At 68.6% G+C, this 19,606-nt stretch carries 16 protein-coding genes; 13 read left to right on the forward strand and 3 right to left on the reverse strand.

The window, feature by feature from the left end; translation table 11 throughout:
- Positions 1–68 precede the first annotated feature (68 nt).
- Complete coding sequence (locus tag JWS13_RS18880; RefSeq protein ID WP_206006972.1) at positions 69–4,748, reverse strand: NAD-glutamate dehydrogenase; 4,680 nt, start codon at positions 4,746–4,748, stop codon at positions 69–71.
- Positions 4,749–4,976: 228 nt separating this feature from the next.
- Here JWS13_RS18880 and JWS13_RS18885 point away from each other — a divergent pair, with 228 nt between their 5' ends.
- Genes JWS13_RS18885 through hutG form a run of 4 tightly spaced genes read left to right on the forward strand, consistent with a single transcriptional unit; the run spans position 4,977 to position 10,379 of the window.
- Entirely contained in the window at positions 4,977–6,413 is a 1,437-nt protein-coding gene (locus JWS13_RS18885; protein WP_206006973.1) for a purine-cytosine permease family protein, read from the forward strand.
- 59 nt (positions 6,414–6,472) lie between these two features.
- Positions 6,473–8,149: a urocanate hydratase gene (gene hutU, locus JWS13_RS18890; RefSeq protein ID WP_206006974.1), complete on the forward strand. Its 1,677-nt coding sequence runs from the start codon at positions 6,473–6,475 to the stop codon at positions 8,147–8,149.
- 47 nt (positions 8,150–8,196) lie between these two features.
- Positions 8,197–9,420, forward strand: a complete 1,224-nt coding sequence (gene hutI, locus JWS13_RS18895; RefSeq protein WP_206006975.1) for an imidazolonepropionase — start codon at positions 8,197–8,199, stop codon at positions 9,418–9,420.
- Positions 9,417–10,379, forward strand: coding sequence for a formimidoylglutamase (hutG, locus tag JWS13_RS18900; protein WP_206006976.1), 963 nt, complete (start codon positions 9,417–9,419; stop codon positions 10,377–10,379). Before hutI ends, hutG begins: the two co-directional genes overlap by 4 nt.
- 21 nt (positions 10,380–10,400) lie before the next feature.
- On the opposite strand, the gene JWS13_RS18905 is transcribed toward hutG, so the two are convergent.
- Positions 10,401–11,234: an alpha/beta fold hydrolase gene (locus JWS13_RS18905; protein WP_206006977.1), complete on the reverse strand. Its 834-nt coding sequence runs from the start codon at positions 11,232–11,234 to the stop codon at positions 10,401–10,403.
- Between the two features lie 230 nt (positions 11,235–11,464).
- On the opposite strand from JWS13_RS18905, the gene cspE reads away from it, so the two are divergent.
- The gene (gene cspE / locus JWS13_RS18910; protein WP_005244612.1) at positions 11,465–11,668 is read left to right on the forward strand and encodes a transcription antiterminator/RNA stability regulator CspE; all 204 of its coding nucleotides are present in this window, start codon (positions 11,465–11,467) and stop codon (positions 11,666–11,668) included.
- Between the two features lie 76 nt (positions 11,669–11,744).
- Here cspE and JWS13_RS18915 read toward each other — a convergent pair whose 3' ends face one another.
- Positions 11,745–12,227 carry a hypothetical protein gene (locus JWS13_RS18915; RefSeq protein WP_241032240.1) on the reverse strand — a complete coding sequence of 161 codons (483 nt, stop codon included), beginning with the start codon at positions 12,225–12,227 and terminating at the stop codon, positions 11,745–11,747.
- 89 nt (positions 12,228–12,316) lie between these two features.
- On the opposite strand from JWS13_RS18915, the gene JWS13_RS18920 reads away from it, so the two are divergent.
- From JWS13_RS18920 to JWS13_RS18955, 8 genes are all read left to right on the forward strand, one after another.
- Entirely contained in the window at positions 12,317–13,468 is a 1,152-nt protein-coding gene (locus JWS13_RS18920) for an acyl-CoA dehydrogenase family protein (protein ID WP_124390171.1), read from the forward strand.
- A 15-nt stretch (positions 13,469–13,483) separates the two neighbouring features.
- Positions 13,484–14,632 (forward strand): CaiB/BaiF CoA transferase family protein, encoded by a 1,149-nt coding sequence (locus JWS13_RS18925; RefSeq protein ID WP_206006978.1) that lies wholly within the window; start codon positions 13,484–13,486, stop codon positions 14,630–14,632.
- A gap of 37 nt (positions 14,633–14,669) precedes the next feature.
- On the forward strand, positions 14,670–15,332 hold the full coding sequence (locus JWS13_RS18930; protein WP_206006979.1) for an IclR family transcriptional regulator: 663 nt from the start codon (positions 14,670–14,672) through the stop codon (positions 15,330–15,332).
- Positions 15,333–15,546: 214 nt separating this feature from the next.
- Positions 15,547–16,365, forward strand: a complete 819-nt coding sequence (locus JWS13_RS18935) for an IclR family transcriptional regulator (protein WP_206006980.1) — start codon at positions 15,547–15,549, stop codon at positions 16,363–16,365.
- A gap of 53 nt (positions 16,366–16,418) precedes the next feature.
- Positions 16,419–17,213 carry a 2-keto-4-pentenoate hydratase gene (locus tag JWS13_RS18940; protein ID WP_206006981.1) on the forward strand — a complete coding sequence of 265 codons (795 nt, stop codon included), beginning with the start codon at positions 16,419–16,421 and terminating at the stop codon, positions 17,211–17,213.
- The gene (locus JWS13_RS18945; protein WP_206006982.1) at positions 17,210–18,004 is read left to right on the forward strand and encodes a 2-keto-4-pentenoate hydratase; all 795 of its coding nucleotides are present in this window, start codon (positions 17,210–17,212) and stop codon (positions 18,002–18,004) included. Before JWS13_RS18940 ends, JWS13_RS18945 begins: the two co-directional genes overlap by 4 nt.
- Positions 18,004–18,243, forward strand: a complete 240-nt coding sequence (locus tag JWS13_RS18950) for a tautomerase family protein (RefSeq protein ID WP_206006983.1) — start codon at positions 18,004–18,006, stop codon at positions 18,241–18,243. Before JWS13_RS18945 ends, JWS13_RS18950 begins: the two co-directional genes overlap by 1 nt.
- Before the next feature lie 87 nt (positions 18,244–18,330).
- A complete protein-coding gene (locus JWS13_RS18955; protein WP_206006984.1) occupies positions 18,331–19,599 on the forward strand; it encodes an acyl-CoA dehydrogenase family protein in 1,269 nt (422 codons plus the stop codon).
- Positions 19,600–19,606 lie beyond the last annotated feature (7 nt).

Below are 19,606 nucleotides of genomic sequence, written 5' to 3' on the forward strand. Positions count from 1 at the left end.
GCAGTCGGCCTTTTGCAGTCTATCGGCCGACTGCACGGGTAAGCCGCAATCGCGCGGTGCGCCCGATGTCACCTCACCATGCTGCGAAGTTGCCTGGTCGCGACGGACAGGGCGGCCAGGTCGTGCTCACCCGATTCCGTGACGGCGTCGAGAGTGTGGCGGGCCCGCGCCAGCCGGGCCGCGTTGCGGTCCTCCCACTCCCCGATCTTCTGTTCCGCGGTGTCCGCGACTTCGCTGCCCGCGATCACGTCGAGGCACAGGGCCCGCACCGTGTCGTACAACTCGTCGCGCAACGACAACCGGGCCAGCGCGTTCCACCGCGTCCCCCGTCCCAGCTGCGAGACCCCCACCAGGAGGTGCACCAGCCCGAGGCACTCCCCGAGCCGGTAATACACCTCGGCCACCTCGCGGGGGTCGCGTTGGGTGATGTCGGCGATCTCGACGATGTCGAGCAGCGCGAACCGGTCGAGCAGCAGTTGGACGCGCCCGGCCAGGTCGGCGGGGACACCGCGGGCCACGAGCGCGGCCGTACGGCTGCGGAGACTCTCCGCGTCCTCCCCGCACAGCCAGCCCGCGACGTGCGGGGTCAGGTCCGCGACCCGGTCACGGAATCGGCTGATCTCCGCCCCGACCGCCAGCGGCTGGGGCCTGCGGGTGAGCATCCACCGCGACGCCCGGTCGAGCAGCCGCCGGGTGAACAGCGTCAACTCGTCCGAGAGCGCGGCGTCGAGGTCGGCGTCCCGGATGTCGCGGCGCAGCGACGGCAGGTCGAACACCTCCGAGACCACCGCGAACGCGCGCACGGCATCGGCGCCGCTGGCACCGGCCTCCTCCCCCAGCCGGAAGGCGTACGTGATGCCGCCGTTGTCGACGACGTCATTGGTGAGGACCGTCGCGACGATCTCCCGGCGCAGCGGATGTTCACCGATGGCATCGCCGAACGACTCCCGCAGTCTGCGCGGGAAGTACCCGGCGAGAGCGTCCGCGAACGCCGGGCTGTCCGGCAGGTCGCCGGCCAGCAGATCCGATTTCAGCGCCAGTTTGACGTGCGCCATGAGCGTCGCAAGTTCCGGCGACGTGAGTCCCGCCTCCGCGCGTTCCCGTGCGGCGATCTCCTTCCGGGACGGCAGCACCTCGATGGCGCGGTCCAGACCGTAGCGGCCCTCCAGGTGGCCGATGAGCCGTCCGTGCACCGCGAGCGACGCGGCGGCGTCGGCCCGGCTCGTGCCCAGCACGTCGTTCTGGGCGACGTTGTCGGACAGCACGAGACGTGACACCTCCCCGGACATCTCGGCGAGCAGACCCGCGCGATCCTCCGCGGCGAGACGGCCGCCGCTGACGAGGGCGTCGAGCAGGACCTTGATGTTGACCTCGTGGTCGGAGCAGTCCACGCCCGCCGAGTTGTCGAGAGCGTCCGTGTTGATTCGACCGCCGTTGCGGGAGAATTCGATGCGTCCCAGCTGGGTGAGGCCGAGGTTGCCGCCCTCACCGATCACCCGCGCCCGGACGTCGGCGCCGTCCACCCGCACGCCGTCGTTGCCCTTGTCCCCCACGTCGAGGTGGGTTTCGGTGCCCGCCTTCACGTACGTGCCGATCCCGCCGTTCCACAGCAGATCCACCGGCGCCCGCAGGATCGCGCGCACCAGGTCGGGTGGCGACAGTTCGGTGGTCCCGGGTGCCAGCCCGAGCGCGCGCCGCGCCTCCTCGCTGACCGGAACGCTCTTCCGCGACCGTTCCCACACACCGCCGCCCGCGCTGATCAGGCCGGGTGCGTAGTCCACCCACGACGACCGCGGCATCGCGAACAGCCGTTCCCGCTCCGCGAAGGAGGTGGCCGCGTCGGGGTTCGGGTCGAGGAACACGTGCCGGTGATCGAACGCGGCGATGAGCCGAATGTGCGGGCTGGCCAGCATTCCGTTGCCGAACACGTCGCCGCTCATGTCGCCGATCCCGACGGCCGTGAACTCCTCCGACTGGGTGTCGATGCCCATTTCCCGGAAGTGCCGTTTCACGCTCTCCCACGCGCCGCGGGCGGTGATGCCAAGCGCCTTGTGGTCGTAGCCGACGGATCCGCCGGACGCGAATGCGTCACCGAGCCAGAAACCGTACTGCGCCGCAACGTCGTTCGCGATGTCGGAGAACGTCGCGGTGCCCTTGTCCGCGGCGACGACGAGGTAGGTGTCGTCGCCGTCGTGCCGCACCACCCGCGGTGCCGGGATCACGGCACCGCTCGCGAGGTCCACGTTGTCGGTGACATCCAGCAGTCCGCTGATGAAGCTGCGGTAGCAGCGCACGCCCTCGGCGCGCTGCGCGTCCCGGTCCCGCGCCGCGTCGCCGGTGGGGGCCGGCGGACGGGCGACGACGAACCCGCCCTTCGCGCCGACGGGCACGATCACCGAGTTCTTGACCGCCTGCGCCTTCACCAGGCCGAGTACCTCGGTGCGGAAATCCTCCTTGCGGTCGGACCACCGCAGGCCGCCCCGCGCAACAGCGCCGAACCGCATGTGCACACCCTCGACCCACGGTGAGTAGACGTAGATCTCGAAACGCGGCCGCGGCTGCGGCAGTTCGGGGATCCGCTGCGGATCGAATTTGAACGACAGGACCTCCCGTTCCTTACCCGCGCAGACATAGCGGTTGGTGCGCAGCGTCGCGAGGACCACGTTGAGGTAGGCGCGCAGGATGCGGTCGGCGTCGAGACCGAGCACGTCGCCGATCGCCGTTTCCAGCGAGCCGGTCAGGTCACCGGAGTCCGCCGCGGCGTCCGGATCGAATCTCGCGGCGAACAGCCGGATCAGCGCCTGCGAGATTTCCGGATGATCGCCGAGGACCGTCGCGATGTGGTTCTGGCTGTACGGGAACCCACCCTGCCGGAGGTAGCGCGCGTAGGCCCGCAGCACCTCGACCTCCCGCCAGTCGAGGCCCGCCCGGAGTACGAGTTCGTTGAAACTGTCCGTCTCCGCCCGAGATTCCCAGGCCGCGGCGAACGTTTCCGTGAAGCGGTGCGGCAGTGCGTCGTCCACCGGCCCGGCCGCTGCGTGGCGAATCCCGAATTCGTACATCCAGCAGACGGTTCCGCGACTGTTCGCGACCGTGTACGGGCGCTCGTCGAGAACCGCGACACCCATGCTCTGCAGAATCGGGAGCACGTCGCTGAGGGAGGCGGGGGCGCCGCCGACGAAGAAGGTGAAACGCCAGTCGGCGGCCTGCGTGTCGAGCCGCGTCTCGATCGCCCCGTCCGTCAGTGTCTCGAACACCGCCAGGTCCGCATGGGCGCGCTCGGTGTCGAAGTCGTGCTTGTACACCGCGGGGAAGTGCTCCGAATAGTGCGCGAGGAGGTCGCGTTCGGCGGTATCGCCTTCGTCCCGGAACCGGTCTTCCCAGGTCCGGCAGGCCCGGGCGATCCGGCGCTGAATGTCCAGGCGCCGCGTGTCCGTCACTGCGGTGTCCGCGGGGACGCGCATCGTGAAATGCACCATCGCCAGCGGGTACTCGGACACGTTCGTGGTGTATTCGACGGCCGTGCCGTTCAACTCGTCCAGCAGGACGTGCTGGGCCGCGAGGCGTGTCCGCGTGTTGTACCGGTCGCGGGGAATGAACACCAGCGCCGACATGCTGTCGCCGGGGTCGTCCGTGCGCAGGAAGAGGTGGATGTGTTCACGCGCGGTGATGCCGGCGACCTCGGTGAGGGCCGAATGCAGCGAGTCCGGGCTCGCCGCGAACAACTCGGTCAGCGGCAGCGCCTGCACGACCTGCAGCACTGCCTGCCCGGAGAAGGAGTCGATGTCGAAGCCGGCGCGGTCGAGCAGGGCCCGCACCCGGCGGCCCGCACCCGGAATGTCGAGGACGTTCTCGTGCCTGCCCGCGGGCGTGAACACGCCGACGAAGCGGTGCTCCTCCCCCGCGGCCCGGACGCCGACGAAGGACGGATACGACGAACGGTGCACGGACACCGGGAGCGCCGCCTGCCCGATCGCCAGGACCGGACCGGATTCGGTGGCCGGCGCACGATCGCCCTCCCGGTCGTGAAGGACGCCGAGACTCTCCCGGGGTGCGCCGTCGGCGTCGTATCGTGCGTATCCGAGGACGGTGAAGTTGCCCGCTTCGCACCAGCGCAGGAAGTCGGCGGCCTCCCGGAGTTCTTCGGACCGCGCGTCCTGCCCGGCCTGCGCGTCGAGTTGCTCGGACACCTGGATCTGCAGTTCGCACATGCGCGCCAGATCCGCGTTGACCCGGCGCACGTCGGCGAGGACGGCGGTCAGGGATTCGACGAGTGCGGCGATGACCGTCTTGTCGGTGTCGGAGCGAAGCCCCACGTGGATCCAGGACTCCGCCGTCCCCGCGTCGGTGGCCGGACGCACGTCGGTGAGGGTGCCCGACTCCGTGCGGCGGGCGGCGACGACCGGGTGCAGTGCCTCCTCGATGGGGGCGCCGACCCGGGCCGCGGTCAGGAGTACCGATTCGACGAGCAGCGCCATGTCGTCGGTGACGATCTGCACGGCGGGTCCGATCCCGCTGGGGTCCGTGGCGTCGATGCCGCGCACGACCGCGGTCCCGGGGATCCGGTGCCGTCCCGTCTCGAGATGAGTGTTGGCGATCCGATCACGCGCCTCGGGATCCGCGTTGTCGGCGTAGGGGTAGCCGGCGGTGCCGAGGTAGAGGTCGAGGAAGCGCTCGCGCGCCTCCTGGTCGGAAAACAGCTGCTCATCACCCTCGAGCGGATGTGAGGACGTCGAAATTACTCTCATGTCAGTACCTTCCGTCGGGAGCATCGGGACTCCCGGCTGGTGCAGTGGCGGGCCGGCACGCTTCTCGGCTGGGTCCTTGGAGAACGCTTGACAGGGGGTTGTCTATACAGGACTATACATCTAAGGCGATAAAAAACGTGAGTCAGAGCACACTGGATTCAGGACATGGGACAGAGCACCCGGGACCGACCAGAAGCTGCCGGACTCGTCACAGAGAGAACTAAGGCCATGACACACGAGGGACCTCCCGAGATCAGCCTCGCGCCGGAGCGTCGCACCATCGACGTCGTTCCGGACGACGAGCGCCACGGATCTCCGCGCAGCCAGTTCACGCTCTGGTTCGGCGCCAACATGCAGATCACCGCGATCGTGGACGGCGCCCTGGCGGTCGTCTTCGGCGCCGACGCGCTGTGGGCCATCGTCGGCCTGCTGATCGGCAACGTCTTCGGCGGTGCCGTCATGGCCCTGCACTCCGCTCAGGGGCCGCGCCTCGGGCTGCCGCAGATGATCTCGAGCCGGGCCCAGTTCGGCGTCCTCGGCGCCGTGCTCCCGCTCGTCCTCGTCGTCCTGATGTATCTCGGCTTCGCCGCGACCGGCAGCGTCCTCGCCGGTCAGGCCGTGAACGAGATCCTCCACATCGACAACGCCACCGTCGGCATCCTCATCTTCGGCGCGATGACCGCGTTCGTGGCGGTGACCGGGTACAAACTCATCCACGTGGTCGGCAAGATCGCGACCGTCGTCGGCATCATCGGCTTCACCTACCTCCTGATCCGCTTGTTCGCCGAGTACGACGTGGCCGCGTTCGTCGGGATCAAGGGCTTCGACATCGTCACGTTCCTCCTCGCGATCTCGCTCGGAGCCGGCTGGCAGCTGACGTTCGGACCGTACGTCGCCGACTACTCCCGCTACCTGCCGCGCTCGACGAGCGAGCGGAAGACGTTCTGGTCGACGTTCGCGGGCAGTGTGATCGGCTCGCAGTGGTCGATGACGCTGGGCGCGCTCGTCGCCGCCGTCGCCGGCGACGCGTTCCTCAGTGACCAGGTCGGCTTCATCGGCGAACTCGCCGGACCCGCCGTCATCGCCCTCATGATCTACCTCGTGATCCTCGTCGGGAAGCTCACCGTCAACTGCCTCAACGCGTACGGCGGATTCATGTCGATCCTCACCACCGTGACCGCGTTCAACGGGCAGTCCCGCATCTCGACCCGGGCCCGCTCCCTGTACATCATCGGGTTCGTCGCGGTGTCGATGCTGATCGCGATCGGTGCGAGCGCCGACTTCCTCAACAACTTCAAGAACTTCGTCCTCGTGCTGCTGATGGTCTTCACGCCGTGGAGCGCCATCAACCTGATCGACTACTACCTCATCTCCAAGGAGCGCGTGGACATCCCGGCCCTGTACGACCCGGCGGGCCGCTACGGCCGCTGGAACAAGACGGCGATGAGCTGCTACGCCATCGGCGTCGTCGCGCAGATCCCGTTCCTCGCGCAGAAGCTCTACACCGGCCCGGTGACGGACATGCTGGGCGGCGCGGACATCTCATGGATCGTCGGCATCGTCTTCACCGCCGCGATCTACTACCCGCTCGCGAAGCGCAGCAGCAACCCGCCCCCGGCCATGATCTACCCCGAACACACCGCCATGGCCGATACACGACAGTGAATCACGCTGAACCCCAAACTCTTCCACCCTTCTCGTTCGACCATCAAGGAGTACACGACATGACCACCACGACGCCTCCGGTTTCCGGACCCCGCCACGTGTCGGCGCCCCGCGGCACCGAACTGACGACCCTCGGCTGGCAGCAAGAAGGCGCCCTGCGCATGCTGATGAACAACCTCGACCCCGAGGTCGCCGAGCACCCCGACTCGCTCGTCGTCTACGGCGGCACCGGCAAGGCCGCGCGCAGCTGGGAAGCGTTCGACGCGATGGTCCGGACGCTGAAGACCCTGAAGTCGGACGAGACGATGCTGGTGCAGTCCGGCAAGCCGGTCGGTGTGTTCCGCACCAGCGAGTGGGCGCCCCGCGTCCTGCTCGCGAACTCGAACCTGGTGGGCGACTGGGCCAACTGGGAAGAATTCCGCAAGCTCGACGCCCTCGGCCTGATCATGTACGGGCAGATGACCGCCGGATCCTGGATCTACATCGGCACGCAGGGCATCCTGCAGGGCACGTACGAGACGTTCGGCGCCGTCGCCCGAAAGCGGTTCGGCGGTTCGCTCGCCGGCACCATCACCCTGACCGCGGGACTCGGCGGCATGGGCGGCGCCCAGCCCCTCGCCGTGACGATGAACGACGGCGTCGCGATCTGCGTCGACTGCGACGTCACCCGCATCGACCGCCGGATCGCGCACAAGTACCTCGACACCAAGGCCACCGACATCCACGACGCCCTGCGTCTGGCGACCGAGGCCCGCGACGCGAAGCGCCCGCTGTCCATCGGCCTCGAGGGCAACGCCGCGGAGATCTTCCCCGAACTGCTGGCCATGAACGCGCCCATCGACATCGTCACCGACCAGACGTCGGCACACGACCCGCTGTCGTACCTGCCGCTCGGCATCGACTTCGCCGACATGAAGGCGATGGCCGACAAGGACCCGGTGAAGTTCACCGAGGACTCGCGCGCGTCGATGGCCCGCCACGTCGCCGCGATGGTCGGCTTCCTCGACAAGGGCGCCGAGGTGTTCGACTACGGCAACTCCATCCGCGACGAGGCCCGCAAGGCCGGCTACAACCGCGCATTCGACTTCCCCGGATTCGTGCCCGCCTACATCCGTCCGCTGTTCGAGGAGGGCCTCGGCCCGTTCCGCTGGGCCGCGCTGTCGGGCGACCCGAAGGACATCGAGGCCACCGACAAGGCGATCCTCGAATTGTTCCCCGAGAACGAGCACCTCAAGCGCTGGATCACGATGGCAGGTGAAAAGGTGGCCTTCGAGGGCCTGCCCGCCCGGATCTGCTGGCTCGGCTACGGCGAACGCCACAAGGCCGGCCTGAAGTTCAACGAGATGGTGGCGTCCGGTGAGCTGTCCGCGCCCGTCGCCATCGGCCGCGACCACCTCGACTCCGGATCGGTCGCGTCGCCGTACCGCGAGACCGAGTCGATGCTCGACGGCTCCGACGCGATCGCCGACTGGCCGCTGCTCAACGCACTCGTCAACACCGCGTCGGGCGCGTCGTGGGTGTCCATCCACCAGGGCGGCGGGGTCGGCATGGGCCGGTCCATCCACGCCGGCCAGGTGTGCATCGCGGACGGCACCGACCTGGCCGCGGAGAAGTTGGAGCGGGTCTTGACCAATGACCCCGGCATGGGCGTCATCCGGCACGTCGACGCCGGCTACGACCACGCCGCCGACGTCGCCCGCGAGCGCGGCGTCCGCGTGCCGATGTCCGAGGGATGACCAACCGCCCGAGCGACCGTATCTTCGAACCACTGGAAGGAACAGCAGTGACAGCGAACACCTCCCGCTCCACAGCGCTGACCGGCATCGGCACCCTGGTGACCAACGACCCGACAGTGGGGGAAGGTCCGCTCGGGCTGATCCGCGACGCCGCCGTCGTCTTCGACGGCGGCGTGGTGGCCTGGGTCGGCAGCACCGACGCGGCGCCTGCCGCGGACGTCGGGCACGACCTCGACGGCCGGGCCGTGCTGCCGGGCTTCGTCGAAAGCCACTCGCACCTGGTGTTCGGCGGGGAACGCGCGGAGGAATTCGCCGCCCGCATGGCGGGGCAGCCGTACGCGGCGGGTGGTATCCGCAACACGATCGAGGCGACGCGGAACGCCACCGACGAAGAACTGCAGGCGAACACGCGGCGGCTGCTGGACGAGTCGCTGCGGTCGGGCAGCACCACCGTGGAATGCAAGACCGGCTACGGCCAGACGGTCGCGCACGAACTGCGCAGCACACGGATCGCGGCGTCCCTCACCGACGAGGTGACGCTGCTCGCCGCGCACGTTCCGCCGCCGGAATACGCGGGCCGCGCCGACGACTACGTCGCCATGGTCTGCTCGGAGATGATCGACGCCTGTGCACCGCAGGCGAAATGGATCGACGTGTTCTGCGAGACCGGCGCGTTCGACCGCGATCAGGCCCACGCCGTACTCACCGCCGGAATGGCGAAGGGGCTGATCCCCCGCGTCCACGGCAACCAGCTCCGCGAGGGGCCCGGAGTCCAGCTCGCCGTCGAACTCGGCGCCGCGTCCGTCGACCACGTCTGCTACACCACGCAGGCCGACATCGACGCGCTCGCGCAGAGTTCGACGGTGGCGACCCTCCTGCCCGGCGCGGACTTCTCGACCCGCAACAAGTACCCCGATGCCCGGGCCCTGCTCGACGCCGGTGTCACGGTCGCGCTGGGCGCGGACTGCAACCCCGGCACCAGCTACACCACCAGCCTGCCGTTCTGCATCGCGATCGCGGTGCGGGACATGCACATGACCCCGGACGAAGCCATCTGGGCGGCGACGGCGGGCGGCGCCCGCGCGCTGCAACGCGCCGACGTCGGGGTCCTGCGTCCCGGAGCGCGGGCCGATGCCCTCGCCCTCGACGCGCCGTCGTACCTGCACCTGGCCTACCGGCCCGGCGTCCCCCTGGTCAGCGATGTGTGGCGGGGCGGCGAACTCGCCTGGTCCGCGCACGTCGGTCACGAGAAAGCGGAGGCATTGCGATGATGGAGAACCTGTTGATACCGCCACCCCCCTGGGTCGGCAGGATGGACGGCACGTCGAGTCACCACCTCCGCTGGCACCAGGCGGTGACCCCGCTACGGGACGGCGCCGAGCCGGGCGCCTGCGTGTTCATCGGATTCTCCAGCGACGAGGGCGTGGAACGGAACAAGGGGCGCCGCGGGGCGTCCCGCGGTCCGGACGCGCTGCGGAGCGCGCTGTCGTCGATGGCGCTCGCCGAACCGCTCCGCGCGTACGACGCCGGCACCGTCGCGGTCACCGACAATCGTCTCGAATCCGGGCAGGAGGCGCTGGGCGCGGTGGTTGCCGCGACGCTCGACGCCGGCCAGTTCCCCGTGGTCCTCGGCGGCGGCCACGAGGTGGCGTTCGGGACGTACCTCGGTCTGGCGCAGGCCGCGGTCCGGACCCCGCGCAAACGGGTCGGGATCCTGAACCTGGACGCCCACTTCGACCTGCGGTCCGATCCGGTGCCGAGTTCGGGCACACCGTTCCGGCAGATCCTCGAACGGGAACATGCGGCGGGCACCACCCTGCAGTACTCCGTGCTCGGCATCAGCCAGCCCAGCAACACCACCGCCCTGTTCGACACCGCACGCGGATACGACGTCCGGTACCTCCTGGACGACGAGTGCTCGGTGTCCGACCGGCACCGAGTGGCCGTGTTCGTCAGCGAGTTCCTGTCGGACGTCGATCTCGTGTACCTCACCATCGACCTCGACGTCCTGCCCGCCGCGGTCGCACCGGGCGTGAGCGCTCCCGCCGCGTACGGGGTTCCCGCGGAGACGATCCAATTCGTGTGCGACGCGGTCGCCGCCAGCGGAAAACTCGCGGTCGTCGATGTCGCCGAGCTCAATCCGTCATTCGACATCGACAACCGCACCGCCCGCACCGCCGCCCGGTTCATCCACCGGATCGCCACCAAACGCATTCCGATCGTCGGCTGAGGTCGCCCGGGCAACCTGCGCTCAGACCTCCCGCAGCACTGCGCGCAGGCGGGTGACGAACGCGGCCGGGTCGTGGGCGAAGCCGATGTGATCACCCGGGAACAGCGTGGGCTCGACTCCCAGTTCGGCGGCGAGCGCCCGCGACGTCCGGTCGCAGAGTTGACCTCCCGACTCCTCGCCGACACCGACCACGACGCGGGTGGACGCGGAGCGCAGCGCGGCGACGTCCGGGCACCAGCGGGTGGTCGGGCGCAGCATGTGCGCGTGCTGGAAGTGATCGTCGGCCTTCGCCTGCTCGTCCCGCTCGCCCCCGACCATCTGCTGGAACACCTCCTCGGGCAGGTGGATGTTCGCCAGATCCAGGAACTTCCTCCACGCCCCCACGACGTCCCCGCCGAGGTGGGCGTCGATGATCTCGTCGGTCTTCACGCGCAGTTCCTCGCGGTCGTCGAGCAGTTCGTCCAGCGGCGGCTCGTGAGCCACCACGGTGTGCACCAGTTCCGGATGCGCCTGCACGAGCGCCAGCGCGCTGACGGCGCCGCCGCTGGAACCGAACACCACGGCAGGGCCCGCGTCGAGGTGCGTCAGCAGCCGGGCGAGGTCGTCGGCGCGCATCTCCGGGGTCGAATCGCGGTCGCGGTCGTCGACCGGGCTGCGGCGGATGCCCCGCGGGTCCGTCGTGAGCACGGTGTATTCGGCGGCCAGCAGTTCGGCCGCGGGCCCGAATGAGTCGGCGTCCATCGGGGCGCCGACGAGCACCACGACGGGCCCCGACCCCCGCACCTCGTAGTACAGCCTGGCACCGGGAACGTCGAGGGTCCGGGCGTGGGTGGTGGCGGTCGATGCGGAATTCATCGAGTTCTCCTCGTTGCAGGTGATTGTCGGTCGCAGGTAGGACCGCCCCCGACGGGCAGAATCATCGGTCATTTGGGGGAAATTTCTTGCCCATGACCTCGCCTGCGCCCCGGATCCGGAGGATTCGTGGGCCTACCACTGGAAGCACAAGCGGCTAGATGACAGGATGAGATTTACGCGAACGGGATCTCGATGTGAGATCCCGGGCGGCAACTCAGGGAGTGAACGGTATGGCGCAGGGTGTTGTGAAGTGGTTCAACAGCGAGAAGGGCTTCGGATTCATCGCGCCGGACGACGGTAGCGCGGACGTGTTCGTTCACTACTCCGAGATCTCGGGCAGCGGCTACAAGTCGCTGGAGGAGAACCAGCGGGTGGAGTTCGAGGTCGGACAGGGCCAGAAGGGCCCGCAGGCCCAGAACGTGCGGGCCGTCTGAGCGACGACCCGATGACACTGTGACGACGAGGTCGCACCCGAGAGGTGCGGCCTCGTTGTCGTAGCAGGCCCCGGGATCACTGTCCCGAGAGGCCGAAACTTCCCACCTGGCTGCCGCCCACGTAGACGGCCCCGGTGTAGCTCCCGTCGGCATTGGGGGAGATCCTGTCGGTCAGGAACCCCAGACCCGATGGACTGTAATCGATGACGGTGTTTCCGTACCCGTCCTGCGAAGTGGTGCCCGCGAGTCCGGTCAGTCCGAACGCGAAGTTGTTGACGACCGTGTCGCCCTGAAAAGTCTTCCCCTTCCAGATCAACTCTCCCGCGGGTGCGTTGGTCGTTCCCTGATAGGTGCCGGACGGTACCGCGGGTGCGGCCACGCAAGTCCCGGCGCCGACGAGTGCGGCACCGATCGCGGTTCCCGCGATGACGATCCCTCGAGTGATCGCGCGCATCATTCCTCCCGCCGCAGTGGTCGCCTGCCCGGTCGCGTCGGCCGGGTGGCCGGTCCGTGGTGGAGTACCCGCTTCGTTGCCGCGGACACCGGCAGCCCTGGACAAATTCGGCGTTCTCCTTCATAGTCGATATGCCACCAAGTGGCATTGCTATTTCACTAGATGGCAATTTCGATCTTCCGACAGGAGTTCCCGTGACCGATCAGCTGCTCGATGCCGCCGAGTTCCGCGGCGCAGTGCGCGCCTTCGCCAACCGTGAGATCCACCCCGGCGCGGCGTTCCGCGACGAGACGCGGGAGTTCCCGGCGGAACTGGTGAAGCGACTGGGCGAACAGGACCTGATGGGGATCTCGGTGCCCGAGGAATTCGGCGGACTGGGCATGTCCACCAAGACGCAGCTGATCGCCATCGAGGAGGTTGCCCGCACCGACGCCGCCCTCGCCTCGATCTACACCGCGCACTACCTGGGGCTCGAGCCGATCCTCGTCGGCGGTACCGAGGAGCAGAAGCGCCGATGGCTGCCCCGCCTCGCGTCCGGTGAACTGCTCGCCGGGTTCGCCCTCACCGAACCGGACGCCGGCTCCGACATCGCGTCGATGCGCACGACCGCGCGGCGCGAGGACGACGGGTGGCACCTGTCGGGGTCGAAGACGTACATCTCCAACGCCAAGGAGGCCGACCTGGTCGTCCTGTTCGCCAAGACCGATCCGTCGGCGGGCTTCCGCGGCATCACCGCGTTCGTCCTCCCCCAGGGCACTCCCGGCGTGAGTTACTCGGAGCCGCAGGACAAGCTGGGCATCCGATCGGCGCCCACCTACACCGTCTACCTCGACGACGTGGTGCTGCCCCACGACGCCGTGGTGGGAACGGAGGGCCGCGGCGGCAACATCGCGCTCACCGCCCTCAACCGCGCCCGCATCGACGTGGCCGCGATGGCGAACGGAATCGCGCTGCGCGCTTGGGAACTGGGCCGCTCCTACGCGGCCGAGCGCAAGCAGTTCGGACACCCCATCGCCGAATTCCAGGCGATCCAGCTCCTGCTGGGTGCGTGCGACGCACAACTCGTCGCATCCCGGGTCACCGCGGACTGGGCGGCGGACGTGAAGGACGCCGGGGCCGACCTGCGCCGCGCCGCCTCGGTGTCGAAGTACGTGGCCACGGAGGCCTGCTTCTCGATCGTCGACCAGACCGTGCAGATTCACGGCGGCGCCGGATTCATGCGCGAATCCGAGATCGAACGCCTCTACCGCGACTGCCGGATCCTCCGGATCTTCGAGGGCACCTCGCAGATCCAGCTGCTCACCATCGCCTCCAACGCGCCGTCGCCGCGCTCGACCGAATTCTGAGAAGGGCCGACCGCCATGCCTACCCTCCCTCCCCTCGACGGCATTCGCGTCGTCGATCTCTCCCGTGTTCTGGCCGGGCCGTACTGCACCGCGCTGCTCGCGGACGCCGGCGCCGACGTCGTCAAGATCGAGCCCGCCGCCGGCGAGGACTCGCGGCACCTCGGCCCGTTCCGCGACGGCGAGAGCATCTATTTCAACGTGCTGAACCGCGGAAAACGCTCGCTGGCACTCAATCTCAAGGACGAAGCGGATCGGGCGGTCCTGCTCGACCTGATCGACACTGCGGACGTCCTCGTCGAGAACTTCCGGCCCGGCGTGACCACAAGGCTCGGCATCGACTACGACACCGTCCACGCCCGCAACCCCCGGCTCGTCTACGCATCCATCTCCGGTTTCGGGCAGGACGGGCCGCTCGCGGGTGCGGCCGCCTACGACCTCGTCGTGCAGGCGATGTCGGGGATCATGAGCATCACCGGTTCACCCGAATCCGGACCGACCCGGCTCGGTGAATCGTTCGGCGACCTCGTCGCGGGACTGTTCGCGGCGTGGGGCATCAGCTCCGCACTGGTCGGAACCCGCGAATCGGGTGTGGGGCATCATCTCGACGTCGCCATGTTCGACAGCATGCTGGCGATGCTGCCCACCGCGCACAGTCAGTTGCAGGCGTCCGGGGTCGCGCCTGTCGGGGTGGGCAATCGGCATCCGGTCTCCACCCCGTTCGACACGTACCGGGCGTCGGACGGCCTGTTCGTCCTCGCCGTCGCCAGCCAGTCCGGGTTCGAGAAGCTCGCGCACACCATGGGTCGCGCAGACCTTCTCGGCGACAACCGTTTCGCCGACGACACCTCCCGCACCGACCACGAACCCGCCCTGCGCACCGAGATCGAGATCTGGGCGAAGGACAAGACGGTCGCCGAGGTGGTCGCGATCCTCGGCGCGGCCGGACTGGCGACCTCCGAGATCTGGAACGTCGAGCAGGCGTTGTCGTCCGAGCAGAGCAGGCACCGCGGACTCGTCGAATCGTTCGAGCATCCGGTCGCGGGCACCATCGACTACGTGCGGCAGCCGGTCGTGTTCGGCGACAGCACACGCCCCGGGGTCCGGCGCAGCCCGCTGCTCGACGAACACCGGCAGCCCCTGCTGTCCGAGATCTCCTCACGGTAGATTCACGCCGACACCCGCGACCGTCAGGAGACGACCCATGGCCCCCGGAGATGTGACCCGCAGCGCGAGCCGCACCTTCGAACTGCTCGGCGCGATCACCGAGCAGGGCGGGCTGACGCTCGGTGACGCCGCGAAAGCCGCCGGCCTCGCCACGAGTACCGCGCTGCGCCTCATCCGCAGCATGGAGCAGAGCGAATTCCTCGTGCGCGGCGACGACAACGTGTACCGGGCCGGACCGCGGCTTCTGCAGATCGGCGCCCGGGCGATCAGCGACAACCAGTTGCTGTCCCGGGCCCGGCCCGCGATGGTCGCGATTGCGGAGGAAACCCGCGAATCCACGTACCTGTCGACGCACGGGCCGAAGGGCACCGCCCTCTACCTCGCGCAGATCGAGGGCACCCACGCGATCCGGCACATGGGCTGGGTGGGTCAGACGGTGCCGCTCGTGGGCACGGCCGTCGGCGCCGCGCTGCGGGGCGACCTGCAGAGCGAGGGATACGCGATCGCCCACGACACCCTCGAGGACCACTCGACGGGTGTGGCCGCCCCCATCTACGACGCGGTGGGCCGGATCGTGGGCGCCCTCAGCGTCATCGGTCCGACGTTCCGCCTCGACGACGCACTGTGCGCGCAGCACGGTCTCGTCCTGGTCGAACGGTGCCGCGCGCTGTCGGCGGAACTGGGCTCCCCGACCGAGTGATCGCCGCGTGAAACTGGACGACGCCGGCAGGATCGGACCAGGTCGGCGGCATCACGGCGCCCGCCGCACAACACTGGTGCGCCCGCAGTCATCCATTCGTGCGCTGGGGGTCATGGCCCCGCCACCACCTGGTTTCTAGTGTTCTGAATCACAGACGCTCTCGGGTCGCGTACGCCGCTTCCCCGCAGAGCCGTGACGAGGAAGGACGGAAACCGTGGCGACACTGCAGACGGTCCAGAAGATCGGCCCGGTGCTGGACCTGTTCACGGCGACGCGTCCCGAGTGGGGGGTTTCGGAGGTCGCCGCCGCGATCGAGGTTCCCCGATCGAGTGCACACGCGCTGTTGTCGAGTCTGGTGGACACCGGGCTCCTGCAGTGCCGCACACGGGGGCGCTATCGAATCGGGTGGCGGGTGATCGAACTCGGCGAAACCCTGCGCGGAACCGTCGACGTGCGCTCCTGTGCGGCACCCGTCATCGAGAATCTCGTCGAGCGGTATGGCGAGACCAGCCATCTCGCCGTGATGGAACGGTGGCACGTGCTGTACGTCGACAAGGTCGTCGGCACACACAACATCACCGTCCAGGGCGCTCGTGTCGGCGCCCGACTCGACGCTCACTGCACCGCCGTCGGCAAGGTACTGCTGGCAGCCCTCGAAGAGGGCGAACTACGCCGCTACCTGGCCGGACGCGCACTTCGCAGGCATACCCCGTCGACGATCACCAATTCCGGCGCCCTGCTCGACGCGTTATCGGTCGTGCGATCGTCCGGCTGCGCCTACGACCTCGGGGAGGCAGTGTCGGAGGTACATTGCGTAGCCGCTCCGGTGCGGGACGACATGGGTTCGGTCGTGGCGGCGGTGAGCATGAGCGTCCCGGTCACCCGATTCGTACCCAGGAAAGCCGAGCTCACCCGCGCCCTCACTGCCGCCGCTCGGGACGTCACGCACGCAATCGCGGCGTCGACACACGCGACGCCTCAACTCACCCGGGACCACCGGGAACCGGCGCGAGGCCGCTCCCTCGCCTCCTGACCGGCCCCGCCCCAGACCGTCAGTTCCCCGTCCGAACAAAGATCAGAGGTGCCATGGATACCGACGCACGCAAGGCCGCCGACCGATTGCTCGAGGTCTACCGGACCGGCGAGCCGATCGACCCGCTCACCCCGGAACACCCCGACGCGTCGATCGAACTCGCCTACCGCATCCAGCAACTGCAGGTCGAGGAGTGGACCCTGGGCGGCGACGTCGTCAAGGGCCACAAGGTCGGGCTCGCATCGCGAGCCATCCAGCGGCAGATGGGGGTGAACCAACCCGACTTCGGGCATCTGACCGCGAGCATGTTCCACCTGGAGCACCAGCCCATCGCGGCGGAGCGGTTCCTTCAGCCGCGGATCGAACCCGAGGTGGCATTCATGCTGGGCCGTCCCCTCACCGGGCCCGGGGTCACCGTCGCCGAGGCGGTCCGGGCCGTCGACTTCGTCCTGCCCGCCCTCGAGATCGTCGACTCCCGGATCCGTGACTGGAACATCGGCATCTTCGACACGATCGCCGACAATGCGTCCTCCGGTGGAGTGATCCTCGGCAGTCGCCCCGTCGCGCTGAACGACGTGGACTTGCGACTGGCTGGGTGCACTCTCCACATCGGTGGGGAACTCGTGGCGACCGGCGCGGGTGGTGCCGTCCTCGGTTCGCCACTCAACGCACTGGTGTGGCTGGCGAACACCGTGGGGCCGATGGGCGTGACGCTCGAGCCCGGTCATGTTGTACTTCCCGGCTCGATGACCAGGGCATTCCCGGTACGACCGGGAGATTCGATCGTCGCGCAGATCTCCGGGCTCGGCAGTGTGACGGCCGTGCTCGACACGAAGGAGGAACAATGACGGACACGAACACGTGGAGCGCGGCCCGAGTGGCCGAACGGTTGTTGCAGGCAGAAGACTCCGCCACAGCCCTGACGTCAATCAGGGCGGAATGGGACGGCCTCGACCTCGCGACGGCGTACGCCGCCCAGGACCTCGCCCTCAACATCCGGGTGGCGCGCGGTGAGAAGGTCACCGGGGTGAAACTGGGCGTCACGTCGAAGGCGAAGCAACGCCAGGTGGGAGTGGATTCCCCGTCGACCGCCTGGCTGACCGACCGAATGATCCTTCCGATCGGCGAGGCGGTGCCCCGAGCCTCGTTGATCCACGCGCGGGCGGAACCGGAGATCGCCTTCGTGATGGGACGCCGCCTGCAGGGACCCGGGGTCAGCGCCGCATCCGCTCTCGCTGCCGTGGACCATGTGGTGGGTGCCATCGAGATCATCGACAGCCGATTCTCGGGCTACAAGTTCTCGATGATGGACGCCGTCGCCGACAATAATTCGTCCGGCCGCTATGTCACCGGACCGATCAGCCGCAGGCCGGAGGATCTCGATCTCGCGCTCGAAGGGTGCCTGCTGGAAGTGGACGGCGAGGTGGTCGACTCGGCCACCGGCGCTGCAGTGCACGGACATCCGGCCGAAGCATTGGCGTTCGCGGCGAATACCCTTGCCGCACGCGGTCACGCCATCGAGGCCGGCTGGGTGGTGCTCACGGGAGGCATGACCGACGCGGTTCCGGTGAAGCCCGGCGCACGGATCGCAGTGCACTTCACGAATCTGGGCACCGTCACGGTGGCGGGAGGTCACTGATGCCGATCATCGAAGTCACCATCGCCGAGGGTCGTAGCGCCGAGGAGCTGCGAACGCTCATTTCCGAACTCACCCACGCCGCCCACCGTGCGATCGGCACGCCCGTGGCGAACGTGCGGGTGATCCTGCGGGAGACACCGAAGACCCATTTCGCGGCCGGTGACGTCACGCTCGCCGAACGGGAGGTGTCGGCCGCGCAGATCCGGATATCCGGAACCACCGCGGACGTCGGCGGCTGACGAGTCCACCATTGCGATCGGATGGCGAGGCGAGACCGGATTCGGGCTACACAGAGGAGTACCACCCGCTCTTCCCCAGGAGATCCGATGACCCCCAGCAGTCCCGTCACCCTCGCCGTGGAGCCGACCCAGGCATCGCCCGTCCCCGAGCGGATGGCCGACGAGTTGTATCACGACCTCGTGTCCCCGGACGAGGTTCGCCGCCTGCGTGCTCGCGTGCGTGAATTCGCCGCCCGCGCGATCGAGCCCGTCGCGCACCGGATCGCCGGTGGTGATGAGCGGCTGGACGGATTCCCGCGAGATGCGTTCGAAGCCATGGCGGCGGACGGGCTGTTCCGGATCCCGTTCCCGTCCGACGTCGGGGGGAAGGGCTTGGCGCACCCCGCCACCGCCACCGCGGTCGCAGTGGAAGAACTGGCGTACTACTCGAACAGCGTCGCAGCCATCTACGACGTGCACTGCATCCTGGCCGGCACCGCGCTCGACCAGGGCTCCGACGAGCAACGTCAACGCTGGCTGCGGCCGATCGTCGACGGCGAGATCGTGGGCGCCTTCGCGACCAGCGAACCGGGCGCCTCGAGTGACCTCTCCCCCGCCGCCGTATCCACAGTCGCGACCCCGGACGGTGACGGGTGGATCCTCAGCGGACGGAAACGGTGGATCACCAACTCCGTCGTCGCCGGAGTGGTGGTGGTGCTCGCCCGGACGGGAGACAGCCTGACGACTTTCATCGTCCCCACCAGTGCACCCGGTGTCACGATCGGCACCCCCGACCGCAAGCTCGGCAACCGTGGCCAGATCACTGCCGATGTCATTCTCGACGACGTTCGCCTCGGGGCGGAGTCGGTACTCGGACGGGTCGGGGGTGGCCTGCGCATCGCCTTGCAGACTCTGACCTACGGGCGCATCGGAATCGGTGCGGCGGGCGTCGGCATGGCGCAGGCCGCGTTCGATCGGACTGTGACCCATCTGAAGTCACGCCACGCCTTCGGCGCATCGCTTGCCTCGAAGCAGCATTGGCAGTTCGTCATGGCGGACTATGCAGCGGATCTGGAGGCGGCACGCAGCCTGTACATCAAAGCGGCGCTACGCCTCGACGCGGGTGAACGATTCCCCGAGCCCGAGGCGGCAATGGCGAAGCTGCGAGGTACCGATCTGGCTGCGCGGATCGCCCGAGATGCCGTGCAGGCGTTCGGTGGACTGGGCTTTGTCCGCTCGCTCGGCGCCGACGACACCGAGGGGCCGGTGGAGGCGATCTACCGGGACAGCAAGATCGGCGAAATATACGAAGGTGCCAACGAGATTCAACGGTGGGTCTTGGCGCGACAGATCTTCGGGCGCGAGCACACCGGATAGACGCAAC

It is taken from the genome of Rhodococcus pseudokoreensis, from assembly GCF_017068395.1.
GTDB lineage: Bacteria > Actinomycetota > Actinomycetes > Mycobacteriales > Mycobacteriaceae > Rhodococcus_F > Rhodococcus_F pseudokoreensis.